This window comes from Pseudomonas sp. I3-I5 (assembly GCF_022699445.1).
In the GTDB taxonomy this organism is placed as follows: domain Bacteria; phylum Pseudomonadota; class Gammaproteobacteria; order Pseudomonadales; family Pseudomonadaceae; genus Aquipseudomonas; species Aquipseudomonas fulva.
Genome location: NZ_CP093940.1, coordinates 4,195,227 through 4,211,974, shown reverse-complemented (window position 1 = coordinate 4,211,974; position 16,748 = coordinate 4,195,227). Strand labels below are relative to the sequence as shown.

The 16,748-nt window shown below is 63.3% G+C and carries 14 protein-coding genes; 12 read left to right on the top strand and 2 right to left on the bottom strand.

The features are described 5' to 3' along the window. Positions 1–113 precede the first annotated feature (113 nt). The 3 genes from MOP87_RS18895 to djlA are packed head-to-tail and all read left to right on the top strand — an operon-like array spanning position 114 to position 2,570. Positions 114–1,133, top strand: a complete 1,020-nt coding sequence (locus MOP87_RS18895) for a phosphotransferase (protein ID WP_028686618.1) — start codon at positions 114–116, stop codon at positions 1,131–1,133. Then, on the top strand, positions 1,130–1,801 hold the full coding sequence (murU, locus tag MOP87_RS18890; protein ID WP_027913633.1) for an N-acetylmuramate alpha-1-phosphate uridylyltransferase MurU: 672 nt from the start codon (positions 1,130–1,132) through the stop codon (positions 1,799–1,801). Before MOP87_RS18895 ends, murU begins: the two co-directional genes overlap by 4 nt. 1 nt (position 1,802) lies before the next feature. Then, positions 1,803–2,570 carry a co-chaperone DjlA gene (djlA, locus tag MOP87_RS18885; RefSeq protein ID WP_027913634.1) on the top strand — a complete coding sequence of 256 codons (768 nt, stop codon included), beginning with the start codon at positions 1,803–1,805 and terminating at the stop codon, positions 2,568–2,570. A gap of 42 nt (positions 2,571–2,612) precedes the next feature. Here the strand turns inward: djlA and MOP87_RS18880 are convergent, their stop codons facing one another. Continuing rightward, positions 2,613–3,611: an alpha/beta hydrolase family protein gene (locus MOP87_RS18880; protein WP_027913635.1), complete on the bottom strand. Its 999-nt coding sequence runs from the start codon at positions 3,609–3,611 to the stop codon at positions 2,613–2,615. Between the two features lie 95 nt (positions 3,612–3,706). Between MOP87_RS18880 and MOP87_RS18875 the strand changes: the two genes are divergently transcribed. The 9 genes from MOP87_RS18875 to trpE all read left to right on the top strand — a co-directional run bounded on the left by MOP87_RS18875 (position 3,707) and on the right by trpE (position 14,568). Then, the gene (locus MOP87_RS18875) at positions 3,707–6,109 is read left to right on the top strand and encodes a sensor histidine kinase (protein WP_242809894.1); all 2,403 of its coding nucleotides are present in this window, start codon (positions 3,707–3,709) and stop codon (positions 6,107–6,109) included. Next, positions 6,106–6,735, top strand: a complete 630-nt coding sequence (locus tag MOP87_RS18870) for a response regulator transcription factor (protein ID WP_058603047.1) — start codon at positions 6,106–6,108, stop codon at positions 6,733–6,735. The genes MOP87_RS18875 and MOP87_RS18870 overlap by 4 nt, the downstream gene beginning before the upstream one ends. Before the next feature lie 291 nt (positions 6,736–7,026). After that, positions 7,027–8,151 carry an ABC transporter ATP-binding protein gene (locus MOP87_RS18865; RefSeq protein ID WP_027913638.1) on the top strand — a complete coding sequence of 375 codons (1,125 nt, stop codon included), beginning with the start codon at positions 7,027–7,029 and terminating at the stop codon, positions 8,149–8,151. 40 nt (positions 8,152–8,191) lie between these two features. Further along, on the top strand, positions 8,192–9,226 hold the full coding sequence (locus MOP87_RS18860; protein WP_023532618.1) for an ABC transporter substrate-binding protein: 1,035 nt from the start codon (positions 8,192–8,194) through the stop codon (positions 9,224–9,226). Between the two features lie 60 nt (positions 9,227–9,286). After that, positions 9,287–10,534 carry an ABC transporter permease gene (locus MOP87_RS18855; protein ID WP_027913639.1) on the top strand — a complete coding sequence of 416 codons (1,248 nt, stop codon included), beginning with the start codon at positions 9,287–9,289 and terminating at the stop codon, positions 10,532–10,534. An 11-nt stretch (positions 10,535–10,545) separates the two neighbouring features. After that, positions 10,546–11,373 carry an ABC transporter permease gene (locus MOP87_RS18850; RefSeq protein ID WP_023532438.1) on the top strand — a complete coding sequence of 276 codons (828 nt, stop codon included), beginning with the start codon at positions 10,546–10,548 and terminating at the stop codon, positions 11,371–11,373. 154 nt (positions 11,374–11,527) lie between these two features. Beyond that, complete coding sequence (gene rpe, locus MOP87_RS18845; RefSeq protein WP_027913640.1) at positions 11,528–12,202, top strand: ribulose-phosphate 3-epimerase; 675 nt, start codon at positions 11,528–11,530, stop codon at positions 12,200–12,202. Beyond that, a complete protein-coding gene (locus MOP87_RS18840; protein ID WP_027913641.1) occupies positions 12,199–13,017 on the top strand; it encodes a phosphoglycolate phosphatase in 819 nt (272 codons plus the stop codon). Before rpe ends, MOP87_RS18840 begins: the two co-directional genes overlap by 4 nt. 69 nt (positions 13,018–13,086) lie before the next feature. After that, positions 13,087–14,568 carry an anthranilate synthase component I gene (gene trpE, locus MOP87_RS18835; protein ID WP_242809893.1) on the top strand — a complete coding sequence of 494 codons (1,482 nt, stop codon included), beginning with the start codon at positions 13,087–13,089 and terminating at the stop codon, positions 14,566–14,568. 245 nt (positions 14,569–14,813) lie between these two features. On the opposite strand, the gene estP is transcribed toward trpE, so the two are convergent. Next, entirely contained in the window at positions 14,814–16,694 is a 1,881-nt protein-coding gene (gene estP, locus MOP87_RS18830; protein WP_242809892.1) for an esterase EstP, read from the bottom strand. Between the last annotated feature and the right edge of the window lie 54 nt (positions 16,695–16,748).

Genomic DNA, 16,748 nt, shown 5'->3' with positions numbered 1-16,748 from the left:
CCTGCGTGCCATCTGCCCGCGTGTGGGGCCGCACGCCTCTCGATGGTCTGAAAAAGATGCTGGATAATAAAGCATGACCCGCTTGACGGCTAGGGCCGTCGGAGACCCTTGTAATGCCTGAACACGATGTACGCCTGCAGCAACTGTCCGCGTGGCTCGACCAGCAACTCCAAGACCTTTTCCTGCGCCAGGCTTGGGGCCCGGTGCCGGCCGGCGGCCTGACGCCTGCCAGCAGCGATGCGAGCTTTCGCCGTTATTTTCGCTGGGAAGGCGCAGGGCACAGTTTCGTGATCATGGATGCACCGCCGCCACAGGAAGATTGCCGACCGTTCGTCGCCATCGATCACCTGCTTGCCGGTGGTGGTGTGCATGTGCCGCTGATCCATGGCCAGGACCTTGAACGCGGTTTCCTGTTGCTGGGCGACCTGGGCCGCCAGACCTACCTGGATGTCATCGACGCCGACAATGCCGATGCCCTGTTCGCCGATGCCATCGATGCCCTGCTGGCCTTGCAGGCGCTGCCCATGGATGCACCGTTGCCCCGCTATGACGAAGCACTGCTGCGCCGGGAGGTGGAACTGTTCCCCCAGTGGTACGTGAAGCATGCGCTTGGCCTGGCGTTCGACGAGGCGCAGGCAGCGGCGTGGCAGCGATGCAGCCAGTTGCTGATCGACAGCGCCCTGGCCCAGCCGCAGGTGCTGGTACACCGCGACTTCATGCCGCGCAACCTGATGCAGAGCGACCCTAACCCCGGCGTGCTGGATTTCCAGGATGCCGTTTACGGCCCGGTCACCTACGACATCACCTGCCTGTTCAAGGATGCGTTCCTCAGTTGGCCGCAAGCGAGGGTCGAAGGTTGGCTGCACGACTATTGGCACAAGGCCAAGGCCGCCGGTGTTCCAGTGCAGGCCACGTTCGAAGCCTTCCAGCGTGCCAGCGACTTGATGGGGGTACAGCGCCACCTGAAGGTGATCGGTATCTTCGCCCGTATCTGCCACCGTGATGGCAAACCGCGTTATCTGGCCGACGTACCGCGCTTCTTCGCCTATATAGAAGAAGTGATCGGCCGGCGGCCGGAGCTTGCCGAGCTGGGCGAGCTGATCGCTGGCCTGCAAGCAGGAGCGCGTGCATGAAGGCGATGATTCTGGCAGCAGGCAAAGGCGAGCGCATGCGCCCGCTGACCCTGCACACGCCCAAGCCGCTGATACCGCTGGCGGGGCGCCCGCTGATCGAATACCACCTGATGGCGCTTGCGGCGACAGGGGTCACCGACGTGGTGATCAACCACGCCTGGCTGGGTCAGCAGATCGAGGACCACCTGGGCGATGGCAGCCGTTACGGCCTGCGTATCGCCTATTCCCCGGAAGGCGAGCCGCTGGAGACCGGAGGCGGTATTTTCAAGGCCTTGCCCTTGCTGGGAGATGCGCCGTTCCTGCTGATCAACGGTGATATCTGGACCGAGTACGATTTCTCCCATCTACAGGCGCCGCTGCAAGGGTTGGCTCACCTGGTGCTGGTGGACAACCCCGGGCATCACGGCCTAGGCGATTTTCGCCTGGCCGGCACTCAGGTGGTCGATGGGGACGGTGCACCCGGCACGTTGACCTTCAGCGGTATCTCGGTGTTGCATCCGGCGTTGTTCGAAGGCTGCACACCTGGCGCCTTCAAGTTGGCGCCCTTGCTGCGCCAGGCCATGGCCAGCGGCCAGGTGAGCGGTGAGCATTTTGCCGGGCACTGGGTCGATGTGGGTACCGTGGAGCGCCTGGCCGAGGCCGAGCGTCTGCTGGGCGAGCAGCGCTGAGATGTGGTGGCCAGGCACGTTGATCGGGGCTGGGGCAGGGTTTGCCATCGCCAGCATTCCGGGTGCCCTGCTCGGTGCACTGCTGGGGCAGATGATGGACCGTCACCTGCGCCTGCAAGGCTGGGACGATGTGCGCGAGCGGTTAGGCGGGCGTCCGGCGCCAAGGGACGAAGAATTGCTGTTTGTGCTGCTGGGGCGCCTGGCCAAAAGCGATGGGCGTGTGGTCGAGCAGCATATCCAGCAGGCTCGGCAGGAAATGGCCCGGCTGAACCTGGATGAAGCGGCCAGGTTGCGGGCGATCGATGCTTTCAATCGGGGCAAGGGTGGCAAGGAACGGTTGGGCAGCTATCTGCGCCGGATCCGCCAGCAGCCTCATGCGGCCGAAGGCACCTTGCGCGCCAGCTGGCGCATGGTCTGGGCCGACGGCAAGATGGGCAACAAGGAGCGTGAGCTGCTGCTGGACTGGGGACACAAACTGGGCATGAGCCGGCGCCAGGTGCAGGCCATGTCCCAGGAGTACGAACCTCGTCGAACGGCTGGCATGGCAGGGGTCGGCATGACCTATGCGGCAGCGATGCGCCTGCTTGGCGTGGACACCGATACCGACGGCGCACTTGTCAAACAGGCTTATCGCCGACTGGTCAGTCGTCATCACCCGGACAAGCTGGCCGGCACTGGCGCCAGCGAGGCGCAGCTGCGCGAAGCCACCGAGCGAACTCGCGAGCTGCACCAGGCCTACGCGCTGATCCGTAAGCGCCGGGATCTCTAGCCGGCACCGAGCGCCGGCAGTGATCCTGCCCTGCCTGCGAAATCAGGGCTGCATCCAGCCCCGCACGCGACGAAACAACTGTTCCTGGTCGGCGGCCTGATTGCCCGGCATGGCGATCAGGGACAACTGGCGGTATTGACTGTCTTTCTGCCGCTTGCTGGCCTGCAGGCGCTGCATCGCAGCGTTACGGTCTGCGCTGCGGGTCACGTAGTAGATGTCGGCCGTGGGCACTTTCAGGGTAGGCGTCAGGCTTTCCAGGTCATGCTCGACGCGGGCAGGGGTCTGGGCGGCCACCATGACCAGCTTCTGCACCTCTGGCGGCTGCTTTTCGCTCAGGTAACGGGCTGCCCAGTAGGCGCCGCTGCCATGACCGATCAACACGATACTGCGAGCATTGTGTTGCTGGGCGAACGCGACGGCGGCGTCCAGGCGGGCGAAAATGCGCTCGGCATCGGCAGGGTCGGCCTGCTGGCTGGCGGCTTCGGCGTCGGTGCCTTGAGCCGCTTCGGGCTCGGCAGCGGTGGCTTGCGCCACGTTGGCGTTGGCGTCGGCAGGTTCGTCCTTGGCAGGCGCCGTTTGCCCGTCGGCCTGAGCAGGCGCGGTGGCAGGCTTGGTTTCCACACGTGCCAATGGGCTGTCGAGCAGCAGGTCAGGCAGGCTCACGCTCAGGCTGTGCCAGCCCACATCCGGAAATTTCTGGCGCAGCGGGCCCACGGCGTTGGGCCAGTCTGCCGTTTCGCCAGCACCCGGCACGATGATCACCGCGCCCTGTGGGTCGCTGTCGTTGGCGGCCTTCCACAACGCAAGGAAACTGTCAGTACCGGCTTGCAGGGTTTGCTGCTCGGCCTTGGGCACGCGGCGTTCGAGTGCCTGGGCGTCCTCCTGGCTGCGCTCGATCAGGGGCGGGCGCGAGGGCGCAGCTTCGGTGGCTGCCGGCGCTTTCTCAGGCGGGGTCGCCGGTGCGTCGTCAGCCAGCGCAGCCACAGGAAGGAGCGAGACCAGGCAGCACATTGCCAGCGTCGTGCGATAGAGTGTGAACATGTCTCAACCCAAGGCAAGAATGATACCGGCAGCGTAATGGTATTTGCCCGTTACGGCCACGGTCGATGGCCGCCCCTGTGTGGACGAACGTGTAGATGAAGCGATTGCATCGCCTGTTGATGATCGGCTGCCTGTGGCTGCCGCTGATGGCCGTGGCAAGGCCTGAGGCGGTGCCAGAGGTCGCGCTGGAGCCGACGCAGCAACAGTGGCTCGACAGCCACCGCAGCCTGCGCGTTGGGTTGGTACTGCAAGCCCCCTATGCCCAGTTCGACCGCCGCCTGCAGCAACTGTACGGCGCTAACGTGGAGCTGGTAAGCAGCCTGGCCAAGGTGCTGCATCTGGACCTCACGTGGCGCCATTATCCAGACCAGGCCAGTCTCGAACGGGCCTTGCAGGCAGGGGAGATCGACTTCGCACCAGGCTTGACTCAGACACCGGCCACGTTGCGCCTGTGGTTGTTCAGCGACCCCTACATGCGCGTGCCGCAGCTGATCGTTGGGCCACGCAACGCGGCGCTGGGCGTTGAGCTGGAGAAACTGGACGCAGCCCAGCGCGTGGCCGTGCGCATGCCAGGGGCACTGGCCAACTACCTGCGTGCCAACTACGGCAACCTGAACCTGCAGGGAGTGCCGAACGACCGTGAAGCCTTGCAACTGGTGGTCGGAGGGCAGGCCAGCTATGCCGTCCTGGACGAGGCCCAACTGAGTCGCCTGTCCCGTGAAAGCGAGTTCAGCGAACTGGCGGTCGTGGGGGATATCGGCCTGCCGCAACTGCTGCGCATGGGTTCTCGGCCAGACTGGCCACGGTTGGCCGAGGTGTTGGAGCGTGGCTTGCAGGCATTGCCGGCCAAGGAACTGGAACAGCTGCATCAGCGCTGGTTGCAGCCCAGGTATTCCAGGATCAGCGAGTCGCCAGGGTTCTGGCAAAACCTGGCCTTGTTGCTGGGGCTGTTGCTGATCTGCGCATTGATCACCTTGGTATGGCAGCGCCGCCAGCAGAGTCAGCTGGAGCGCAGCCTGTTGGCCACCCGTGAGCGACTGGTAGAGCGGCATGCGCGCGATGAAGCCTCGCGCCTGAGTCAGTTCGCCATCGATCAGAGCACCGTGGGTATTCTGTGGGTCAATTGGGACAGCCATGTGCGCTATGCCAACCCGGCCGCTGAGCGCATGCTGGGCTATGGCGAAGGCGCCTTGCTGGAAAGGCCTTTGGGAGACTTCGAACCCTCGCTGAGCATGGAACGCTGGCTGGACCTGTGGAAAGGCGCGCGTTCAGGCGACAGCGGTGCCGGGCAGTTCGAAACCCGATGCCTGCGTGCTGACGGTTGCCTGCTGCCAGTGGAGCTGTCATTGAGTTTCCTGCGATTTCGCGATGCGGAATACCTGGTGGTGTACATGGCTGATGTCACCGAGCGCCATCGCGCCACGGCTGCCTTGCGCGAAAGCGAGGCACGCCTCAAGGGGATCGCTGGCAACGTGCCAGGGTTGGTGTTTCGCCTGGAGCGGGACCCGGCTGAAAAGGGGCTTGAATTTCCCTATGTCAGCGAGGGGAGTGAGGCATTGGTGGGTTATACGCCTGGCGAGATCCAGCACCCACAGATGGGGCTGCGCAACCTGGTGCACCCCGACGACCGCGCCGATTATCACCGGGTGCAGGACCTGGCGCTGGCCAATGAGCAGGACTGGGCCTGGCAGGGGCGCATCCTGACGCGTCAGGGCGAGCAACGCTGGGCCGACATCAAGGCCAGCACCCGGCGCCTGGGTAATGGCCAACTGGTCTGGGATGGGGTGGTCTGGGACATCACCCAGGGCAAGCGCGCCGAGCAGGCCCTGGCCCGTTCCCAGGAGCAACTGCGCGAACTTTCGGCGCACCTGGAAAGCGTGCGCGAGGAGGAAAAAGCCCGAATCGCCCGCGAGGTGCACGATGAGTTGGGCCAGATGCTGACCGTGCTCAAACTCGAAGTGTCCATGTGCGAACTGGCCTTTGCCGAACTGGACCCCGGCCTCAATGAGCGGCTGACGACCATGAAGCGTCTGATCAGCCAGCTGTTTCAGCTGGTACGCGATGTCGCCACCGCGCTGCGCCCGCCCATTCTGGATGCGGGGATTGCCTCGGCCATCGAGTGGCAAGCCCGACGCTTCGAGGCGCGCACCCAGATTCCTTGCCTGGTGCAGGTTCCTGACCAGCTGCCGGCATTGAGCGACGCCCGGGCAACGGGCCTTTTCCGTATCCTTCAGGAAGCGCTCACCAATGTGATGCGCCACGCCCAGGCGCACAGCGTGGAAATCGAGCTGGTGCGCGAGGCCGGGCATTTGCGCATGACGGTCAGTGATGACGGGCAGGGTTTCTGCCCCGACCAGCCGCGCCCCAGCTCCTTTGGCCTGGTCGGGATGCGCGAGCGGGTATTGATGATGGGCGGCAGCATGGTGCTGCACAGTGAGCCCGGCGACGGCACGCGCTTGAGCGTAGCCATTGCCCTGGAGCAGGAGGAGCGAACGTGATTCGAGTGCTGGTGGCCGAGGACCACACCATTGTCCGGGAGGGGATCAAGCAGTTGATCGGGCTGGCGAAGGACATGCAGGTGGTAGGGGAAGCCGCAAACGGCGAGCAGTTGCTCGATAGCCTGCGGCACACCCGGTGTGACGTGGTGCTGCTGGATATTTCGATGCCGGGCGTGAGTGGCCTGGAAGCGATCCCGCGCATCCGTGCCCTGCACGATGCGCCTGCGATCCTGATGCTGTCGATGCACGATGAGGCGCAGATGGCGGCCCGCGCCCTGAAGGCCGGCGCGGCTGGGTACGCGACCAAGGACAGCGACCCGGCCTTGTTGCTGGCGGCGATACGTCGGGTAGCTGGGGGCGGGCGTTACATCGATCCGGCGCTGGCCGACCGCATGGTCTTCGAAGTGGGCCTGACCGAATCCAGGCCGTTGCACACCTTGCTGTCGGAACGAGAATTTTCGGTGTTCGAACGCCTGGCCCAAGGCGCCAACGTCAATGACATCGCCCAGCAACTGGCGTTATCGAGCAAGACCATCAGCACCCACAAGGCGCGCTTGATGCAGAAGCTGAAAGTGAATTCGCTGGCCGAGCTGGTCAAGTATGCGATGGAGCACAAGCTGATCTGATTGCGACATTCAGGGCCGTGCCATCGCTGTCGTGAGCCGGTGCGTAGACCAAGGCTGCCGGCACGCACGCAGCGCCGGCGCTTGCATGGGCGCGGTCGTGCGCTCAAGGACTGACGGTCGAACGCCTCAAACTGTGTGGGCTTGTGTTCTGAAAGCGCCATGCTTGTAGGGCGTTCCCTACAACAAATCTTCCATCCGGACGATGGCATTCTCTCTGGGCGCCCGATTTCCGGTGGGATGCGGCTCTTCTACGCTTTGCCTCACGCAGTCATCCAACAATAAGGTGCAGGCATGAGCGAGGCGAAGTCGAACGCTGCCACCGGCGAAACGCTGGTCAGCTTCCGTGGTGTGCAGAAGAGCTACGACGGCGAGTCGCTGATCGTCAAGAACCTCAACCTCGACATCCGCAAGGGCGAGTTCCTCACCCTGCTAGGGCCTTCCGGGTCCGGCAAGACCACCAGCCTGATGATGCTGGCCGGCTTCGAAACCCCCACAGCCGGGGAGATTCAGCTGGCCGGTCGCTCCATCAACAATGTGCCCCCGCACAAGCGCGATATCGGCATGGTGTTCCAGAACTACGCCTTGTTCCCGCACATGACCGTGGCCGAGAACCTCGCCTTTCCGCTGACCGTGCGCAACCTGAGCAAGACCGATATCACCGAGCGAGTCAAACGGGTATTGAACATGGTTCAGCTCGACAGCTTCGCCAAGCGCTATCCGGGCCAATTGTCCGGTGGGCAGCAACAGCGCGTGGCCCTGGCGCGGGCGCTGGTGTTCGAGCCGCAGTTGGTGTTGATGGACGAGCCACTGGGCGCGCTGGACAAGCAACTGCGCGAACACATGCAGATGGAGATCAAGCACATCCACCAGCGCCTGGGCGTGACCGTGGTGTACGTGACCCACGATCAGGGCGAAGCGCTGACCATGTCCGATCGGGTGGCGGTGTTCCACCAAGGGGAAATTCAGCAGATTGCCGATCCTCGCACCTTGTATGAGGCGCCCAGCAACACGTTCGTCGCCAACTTCATCGGTGAGAACAACCGCCTCAACGGCACCTTGCTGAGCCATGACGGTAACCGCTGCCAGGTGCAGCTGGCGCGCGGCGAGCGGGTCGAAGCCTTGGCGGTCAACGTGGGCCAGCCAGGCGAAGCGGTGACCCTGTCGATCCGCCCGGAGCGGGTACGGCTCAACGGCCACAGTGAGCACTGCGCCAACCGCTTTTCCGGCCGTGTGGCCGAATTCATCTACCTGGGCGACCACGTGCGCGTTCGCCTTGAAGTGTGTGGCAAGGCCGACTTCTTCGTGAAGCAGCCCATCGCCGAACTCGACCCGGCCTTGGCCGTGGGCGATGTGGTGCCACTGGGTTGGGAAGTGGAACACGCCCGTGCACTGGATCCGATCACCGAAGCCCATTGATGGTTTGCAGCACCAACCCTGAACTGTGGAGAGAATAATAATGCGCAAGCAGTTGAAACTGACCGCCCTGGCCCTGGGGCTGTTCGCCGCTGGCCAGAGCATGGCTGCGGACCTGACCGTGGTCTCGTTCGGCGGCGCCAACAAGGCCGCCCAGGTCAAGGCGTTCTACGAGCCGTGGGAAAAGGCCGGCAAGGGCAAGATCGTCGCTGGTGAGTACAACGGTGAAATGGCCAAGGTCAAGGCCATGGTCGACACCAAGAGCGTCTCCTGGAACCTGGTGGAGGTGGAATCACCCGAACTGGCCCGAGGCTGCGACGAGGGCATGTTCGAAGAGCTCGACCCGGCGCTGTTTGGCAATGAGGCCGACTACGTGCCAGGCGCGATTCAGCCTTGTGGTGTCGGCTTCTTCGTTTGGTCGACGGTGCTGGCCTACAACGCCGACAAGCTCAAGACCGCCCCGAGCAGCTGGGCTGATTTCTGGGACACCGAGAAATTCCCAGGCAAACGCGGCCTGCGCAAAGGTGCCAAGTACACCCTGGAATTCGCTTTGATGGCCGATGGTGTGGCGCCCAAGGACGTGTACAAGGTGCTGGGCACCAAAGAGGGCGTGGACCGCGCCTTCAAGAAGCTCGACCAGCTCAAGCCGAGCATCCAGTGGTGGGAAGCCGGCGCCCAGCCGCCGCAGTACCTTGCCTCGGGCGACGTGGTCATGAGTTCGGCCTACAACGGGCGCATCGCTGCGGTGCAGAAGGAGAGCAACCTGAAGGTGGTGTGGAACGGCGGCATCTATGACTTCGATGCCTGGGCCATTCCCAAGGGCGCCAAGAACAGCGACGAGGCGAAAAAATTCATCGCCTTCAGCGTGCAGCCTGAACAGCAGAAGATCTATTCCGAAAACATCGCCTATGGCCCGGCCAACAGCAAGGCGGTCGACCTGCTGTCCGAAGAGGTCAAGAAAGACATGCCGACCACGCCTGAGAACATCGCCAACCAGGTGCAGATCGACGTGGCGTTCTGGGCGGACAACAGCGAGCAGCTGGAGCAACGTTTCAACGCCTGGGCGGCGAAGAAGTAAACGTCCAGTGCAAGGGGCTGCGCTGCGGCCCCTCTTTCAGTGTGTATCGTGGAGTTCGCCATGGCCATTGCAGTGCCCCTCAACGAAGGCGCCGGTCCCAATCTCAAACAGCGCCTTAAACACGCCGAGCGGGTCAACCGCTGGAAGGCCCAGGCGCTGATCGCGCCCCTGGCGCTGTTTTTGCTGCTGGTGTTTCTGGTGCCGATCGCAGCCCTGTTGTACAAGAGCGTCGGTAACCCGGAAGTGGTCGCCGGCTTGCCGCGCACGGTCGATATCATTACACAGTGGGATGGCAAGGGCTTGCCGGGCGAGGACGTCTACCAGGCGTTGAGCCAGGACTTGGCCGAATCGCGCAAGAACCAGACCCTGGGTGACCTGTCCAAGCGCTTGAACATGGAGCTGGCCGGCTACCGCAGCCTGTTGGCCAAGACCGCGCGGGCGCTGCCCTTCAAGACCGAGCCTGCCTCCTACAAGGACGGCTTGCAGGCGCTGGACGAGCGCTGGGGCGACCCTGCCTATTGGCAGGCGATTCGCCGCAATACCAGTACCCTGACACCCTTCTACCTGCTGGCGTCGCTGGACCACCGCATCGACGACCTGGGCGAGTTGGCCAAGGCCACGCCGGACCAGGCTATCTACCTGGACATTTTCACCCGCACCCTGTGGATGGGCGTGGTGATCACCGCCATCTGCCTGGTGCTGGCCTATCCGCTGGCTTACCTGCTGGCCAACCTGCCGACACGCCAGAGCAACCTGTTGATGATCCTGGTTTTGCTGCCGTTCTGGACCTCGATTCTGGTACGGGTGGCAGCCTGGATCGTGCTGCTGCAGTCAGGCGGGCTGATCAACAGCGCGCTGATGGCCATGGGCATCATCGATCAGCCGCTGGAGCTGGTCTTCAACCGTACCGGCGTGTACATCTCGATGGTGCACATCCTGCTGCCGTTCATGATCCTGCCGTTGTACAGCGTGATGAAAGGCATCTCCCCGAGCTACATGCGCGCGGCCATCTCGCTGGGCTGCCATCCCTTCGCGAGCTTCTGGCGGGTGTACTTCCCGCAGACCTATGCCGGGGTAGGGGCAGGGTGCTTGCTGGTGTTCATTCTGGCCATCGGCTACTACATCACCCCGGCGCTGCTTGGCAGCCCGAACGACCAGATGGTCAGTTATTTCGTGGCGTTCTACACCAATACCAGCATCAACTGGGGCATGGCCACCGCGCTGGGCGGTCTACTGCTGCTGGCCACCGTGCTGCTGTACCTGATCTATAGCTGGCTGGTCGGCGCCAGCCGCCTGCGTCTGAGCTGAGGAGCCTTGTCATGCTGAGCCCTTACATGTCGCCCATCGAGCGGGTCTGGTTCTACAGCCTGCGCATTCTCTGCGGCCTGATATTGCTGTTTCTGATCTTGCCGGTGCTGGTGATCGTGCCCCTGTCGTTCAACAGCGGCAGCTTCCTGGTCTACCCCCTGCAAGGCTTCTCGCTGCAGTGGTACCAGGACTTCTTCGGCTCGGCCGAGTGGATGCGGGCCTTGAAGAACAGCATCATCGTAGCTCCGGCGGCGACCGTGCTGGCCATGGTCTTCGGAACGCTGGCGGCCATCGGGCTGACCCGCGGTGACTTCCCCGGTAAGTCCCTGGTAATGGCCCTGGTGATATCACCGATGGTGGTGCCGGTGGTGATCATTGGCGTGGCCAGCTACCTGTTCTTCGCGCCTCTGGGCCTTGGCAACAGTTTCACCTCGTTGATTCTGGTGCACGCGGTGTTGGGTGTCCCGTTTGTCATCATCACCGTGTCGGCGACGCTGCAAGGCTTCAACTACAACCTGGTGCGCGCGGCTGCCAGCCTGGGTGCTTCGCCGCTGCTGGCGTTTCGCAGGGTGACCTTGCCGCTGATCGCACCAGGGGTGATTTCCGGGGCCTTGTTTGCGTTCGCCACATCCTTCGACGAGGTGGTGGTGACCTTGTTCCTGGCCGGGCCAGAGCAGGCGACCCTGCCACGGCAGATGTTCAGTGGCATTCGCGAGAACCTGAGCCCGACCATCGCGGCTGCGGCAACCCTGCTGATCGGTTTTTCGGTGGTGCTGCTGCTGACCTTGGAATGGCTGCGGGGGCGCAGCGAGAAGCTGCGGACCCAGCAACCGGCCTGACAGCGCTGTCTGCGCTGGCTTGTCAGCCCTTGTGGCGGCAGACAAGCCAGCGCCTGTTGCAACCGCTGCTCGCCACGCGTTGATACCAATCAGCCTTCACCCCGTTGCCTGAGTTACAATGCGCGCCACTGTGATTCTGCCCAACAGGTGCGCCATGCAGCCCTACGCTATTGCTCCCTCCATTCTTTCCGCCGACTTCGCCCGTCTGGGCGAGGAAGTCGATAATGTCCTGGCCGCAGGCGCCGATATCGTCCACTTCGACGTGATGGACAACCACTACGTACCCAATCTGACCATTGGTCCCATGGTCTGCTCCGCACTGCGCAAGTACGGCGTGACCGCACCGATCGACGTGCACCTGATGGTCAGCCCTGTTGACCGTATCATCGGCGACTTCATCGAGGCCGGCGCCACCTACATCACCTTCCATCCCGAAGCGACCCAGCACATCGACCGTTCGTTGCAACTGATCAAGGACGGCGGCTGCAAGGCCGGCCTGGTGTTCAACCCGGCCACCAGTCTGGACGTCCTGAAATACGTGATGGACAAGGTCGACATGGTGCTGCTGATGAGCGTCAACCCAGGCTTCGGTGGTCAGAAGTTCATTCCGGGCACGCTCGACAAGCTACGTGAAGCGCGCGCGCTGATCGACGCCAGCGGCCGCGACATTCGTCTGGAAATCGACGGTGGCGTCAACGTGAACAACATCCGCGAGATCGCCGCCGCCGGTGCCGATACGTTCGTGGCCGGGTCGGCGATCTTCAACGCCCCTGACTACCAGCAGGTCATTGCCCAGATGCGCAGCGAACTGGCACAGGCCCGCCCATGAGCGGCTTCGAGCAGCTGTTCCCAGGAGCGCTGCCCAGGCTGGTGATGTTCGACCTGGATGGCACCTTGGTCGACTCCGTCCCGGACCTGGCCGCAGCGGTGGACCGCATGCTGCTCGAACTCGGCCGACCCGCCGCGGGCCTCGATGCCGTGCGCCAGTGGGTAGGCAATGGCGCGCAGGTGCTGGTACGTCGTGCGCTGGCGGGTGACATCGACCACGCTGGAGTGGATGATGCCCTGGCCGAGCAGGCCTTGGCGCTGTTCATGGACGCCTACGCCGAAAGCCACGACCTGACGGTCGTGTACCCAGGTGTGCAGGACACCTTGCGCTGGCTGCGCAAGCGGGGCGTGGAAATGGCCTTGATCACCAATAAGCCGGAGCGCTTCGTGGGGCCTTTGCTGGACCAGATGAAGCTGGGCAGCTATTTCCGCTGGATCATCGGCGGAGACACCCTGGCGCAGAAGAAACCGGACCCAGCAGCGTTGCTGTTCGTGATGCAGATGGCCGGCGTGACGCCGCAGCAAGCGTTGTTCGTCGGCGATTCGCGTAGCGATGTGCTGGCAGCCAAGGCAGCTGGCGTGCAATGCGTTGGGCTGACCTATGGCTACAATCATGGGCGGCCTATCGAAGAAGAGTCGCCCAGCCTCGTGATCGATGACCTGCGGGCTTTGTTGCCCGGTTGCGTAGACCCTGCCACTGGGATAACGTTGGCGGACCTTCAAGCCTCAGACCAAAAAGGGTCCAACGTGGCGGTTACCGGCAAATTCTGGATGAAAGTCATCAAGGCCCTGGCCCGATGGCGTTGGCGCGCCTGACGCCTGCCTGCCGGCGCATGCCGGCCCATCCGTTTGCCCGAACCAACGCTGTTTGCCACGAGGCTACTCATGATCCGCGAAGAATTCCTGCGCCTGGCCGCTGCCGGCTATAACCGCATCCCCCTGGCCTGCGAGACCCTGGCCGACTTCGATACGCCCCTGTCGATTTACCTGAAACTGGCTGACCAGCCCAACTCCTACCTGCTCGAGTCGGTGCAGGGCGGCGAGAAATGGGGGCGGTATTCGATGATTGGTTTGCCGTCGCGGACCGTGCTGCGCGTCCATGGCTACCACGTGACCATCCTGCAGGATGGTGTCGAGGTCGAAAGCCATGACGTCGAGGACCCCCTGGCGTTCGTCGAAACCTTCAAGCAGCGCTACAACGTGGCCGACGTTCCCGGGCTGCCGCGCTTCAACGGTGGACTGGTCGGCTATTTCGGTTATGACTGCGTGCGCTACGTGGAGAAGCGTCTGGGCGCGAGCCCCAATCCGGACCCGCTAGGGGTGCCGGACATCCTCCTGATGGTCTCGGACGCCGTGGTGGTGTTCGACAACCTGGCTGGCAAGATGCACGCCATCGTGCTGGTGGACCCTGCTCAGGAACACGCTTACGAGCAGGGCCAGGCGCGCCTGCAAAGCCTGCTCGAAACGCTTCGCCAGCCCATTACGCCACGCCGCGGGCTGGACCTGAGCGGGCCTCAGGCCGCCGAGCCTGCATTCCGGTCAAGCTATACGCGCGATGACTATGAGCATGCCGTCGGCCGTATCAAGGAATACATCCTGGCCGGGGATTGCATGCAGGTGGTGCCGTCGCAGCGCATGTCCATCGACTTCAAGGCAGCACCCATCGACCTTTATCGCGCCTTGCGTTGCTTCAACCCGACGCCGTACATGTATTTCTTCAACTTTGGGAACTTTCATGTCGTCGGCAGCTCCCCTGAAGTGCTGGTGCGGGTCGAGGACAACCTGGTCACGGTGCGCCCCATTGCCGGTACTCGCCCACGCGGAGCAACGGAGGAGGCCGACCGCGCGCTGGAAGACGACTTGCTGTCGGATGACAAGGAAATTGCAGAGCACCTGATGCTCATCGACCTGGGGCGCAACGATGTCGGCCGCGTATCGTCGACAGGCAGCGTGCGCCTGACCGAGAAGATGGTGATCGAGCGTTATTCCAACGTCATGCACATCGTTTCCAACGTCACCGGCCAGTTGCGCGAAGGGTTGACGGCGATGGACGCACTGCGTGCCATTTTGCCTGCCGGTACGCTGTCCGGCGCGCCCAAGATCCGTGCGATGGAGATCATCGATGAGCTGGAGCCGGTCAAACGCGGGGTTTATGGCGGTGCAGTGGGGTATTTCGCCTGGAACGGCAACATGGACACGGCAATCGCCATCCGTACCGCTGTGATCAAGGATGGAGAGCTGCACGTACAGGCCGGCGGTGGCATTGTCGCCGACTCGGTGCCAGCGCTGGAGTGGGAAGAAACCATCAACAAGCGTCGGGCCATGTTCCGCGCGGTGGCATTGGCCGAACAGACCACTTCGCGGTAGGTGGCAGTCGCTTGAGATATCGCAGCCCATGCCCTTGTAGGCGCGGCCTTGTCGGGGCGCCGGACCGGCCCCGACAAGTTGTGCTGCGAAGCTGACATGCTGGGTCTGCTGCGCAGCCCGTCGCGGCCGGTCAGTCGCCCCGACAAGACCGCTTCTACAGAACGGTCCATGAGTGGCCTCGACAGGCGCCACAGCAGCCTCAGGATTTCGATAAGCGTCAAGTGTTGATCAGGGCTGGTCCTCTGCTAGAAGTCCACGCTAATGCCGAGGCTCACGCCTTGTTGCTTGAGCTCATCGCTCTTGCGCCAGTTGTACCCGGCACGCACATTCACGCCTGCCACCACTTCATGACTGACCCCAACGCTGGCTCGGGTCAGGTTGCTATGGGGGGTATACCCGTCGAGCGTGAAATCATTGTCCGGCAGAGCGGTGAACTTCAGGCGTACGTCCTGCTGGTCATGCTCGAACTCGTGCTCACGGGCCACCTCGCCAAATACACGGGTAGCAGGCAATACCTGCACGCTACCCAGCAGGCCCAGGCCCAGCCGCCGTGACGTGCGCTCCTGGTCATCGAACCCCAGCGCGGTCGCACGATCACTTCTTTCGTCATAGCCATCGACCTTGACCCTGGCATAGTCGGCGCTCAGGAAGGGCGCCAGCTGCCAGCGGGCACTGTCCGGCGCCAGGTTATAGCCCAGTCGGCCAGACACGGCCCATGTCTCGCCCTGGGTATCGCCTTTTTCACTACGCTCGCTCACCCCCAGCGCGAAGGTGCGTTTCAGATCGTCATAATCCAGGTGCCCGACGGTCAATGCCGCATCTGCCCACCAGCGGTTCTGACGGTACTGCGCGAAGGCACTGGCCAGGTAGCTGTCGAGTGTGTAGTCCGAATCATGGCTGCCCACTTCCAGCTTCTGCCGGTACACGCCGCCAGCCAGCCCCAGCCGCCAGGCATCGTCAACCCGGTAGCTACCGCCGACGGTCAAGTTGTAACCGTGGCCGTCACCACTGGCGGCGCTGCGTTGCCCGCCGAAGTCCAGGTCTTGGGCACCAGCGGCGATGAAAGGCTGCCATTGACCAACAGCTTGCCACGGGGCTTGCCATTGGTTGCGCAGCTCATCCTGATGAGCTCTGACGCTGGCGTGGGCCATTTCGGGCAGCAGGGTAAGCTCCCAAGGGGCGGCCAGAACGGAGTAGGCGTAATCGGCGATCAGTTGCTGGCCAGCAATGGTCGGGTGCACGGCGTCGTTGAACAATAACTTCATAGGGTCTGGCGTGCTGCCATTGGCGCCGTACACCGGGTTGCCGACGCAGCTTTCGCCGCTGTAGCACGTACCGATCAGGTTCTGGTCGCTGCCCAGCCCGAACTGAGCGGGATTGGTGAGGGCCTCGCTCAGCAACAGTGGGACATTCAAGGGGATGACCTGAGCGTCGATTTGCCTGAGCTGGCTGACCAGTGCCTGGTTGAAGGCACCGGACAGCAATGACAGAGGATTTTGCTGTGGCGTACCGCTGAAGTTGGGCGTCTGGCCAAGATCGGGCAACAGCCAGACCATGATGTAGCGGGCACCACCCTGTTGCAGGGCCTGAGCACTGGCGGCCAGGCGTGCGCCGGCAGCCACGGCGTCGGCTGGGCTGTTGACCAGGCCCTGCAGGAAGTCGTTGCCGCCGCCTGTCACGTAATACAGTGCATTGGGATCGGCGCGAAGGCCGGTGGCCAGATAGCCAGGCTTTTCCCGAAGCACCAGGCCTGCGCCCGGGCGCCCGGGTGGGATGACCGTGCTGGAGGTGGTGGTGATGGAGTCCAGGATCTGCCGAGTGGTATAGCCCCCAACCGCCCAGTTGTTACCATCGGGCAGGCCCAGCGCCGCATTGACTGGCGATGTGGAAGGCCCAAGCGCATTGGCGTCCAGGCCCAGGCGAGCGCCCAGGATCATCGGCGACACCGGTGCATAGCTGCCATCGGCGTTGCGGTTGGTGAAGCGAAGGCCTGCGAACTGGCCGGCGTCGCTCAGGCTGTCACCGAACACGATCAATGAAGCGTATGGGTCAGGGGATGCGAATGCCTGGCCGCAGGCCAATGCCAGGGAGGCGGCGGTGACGCGCAATAACGGTACGTTGAGCATCGATAAACATCCTTTTCTTTGTTTTTATCAGGACAACCTCATCGACCTTAGCAA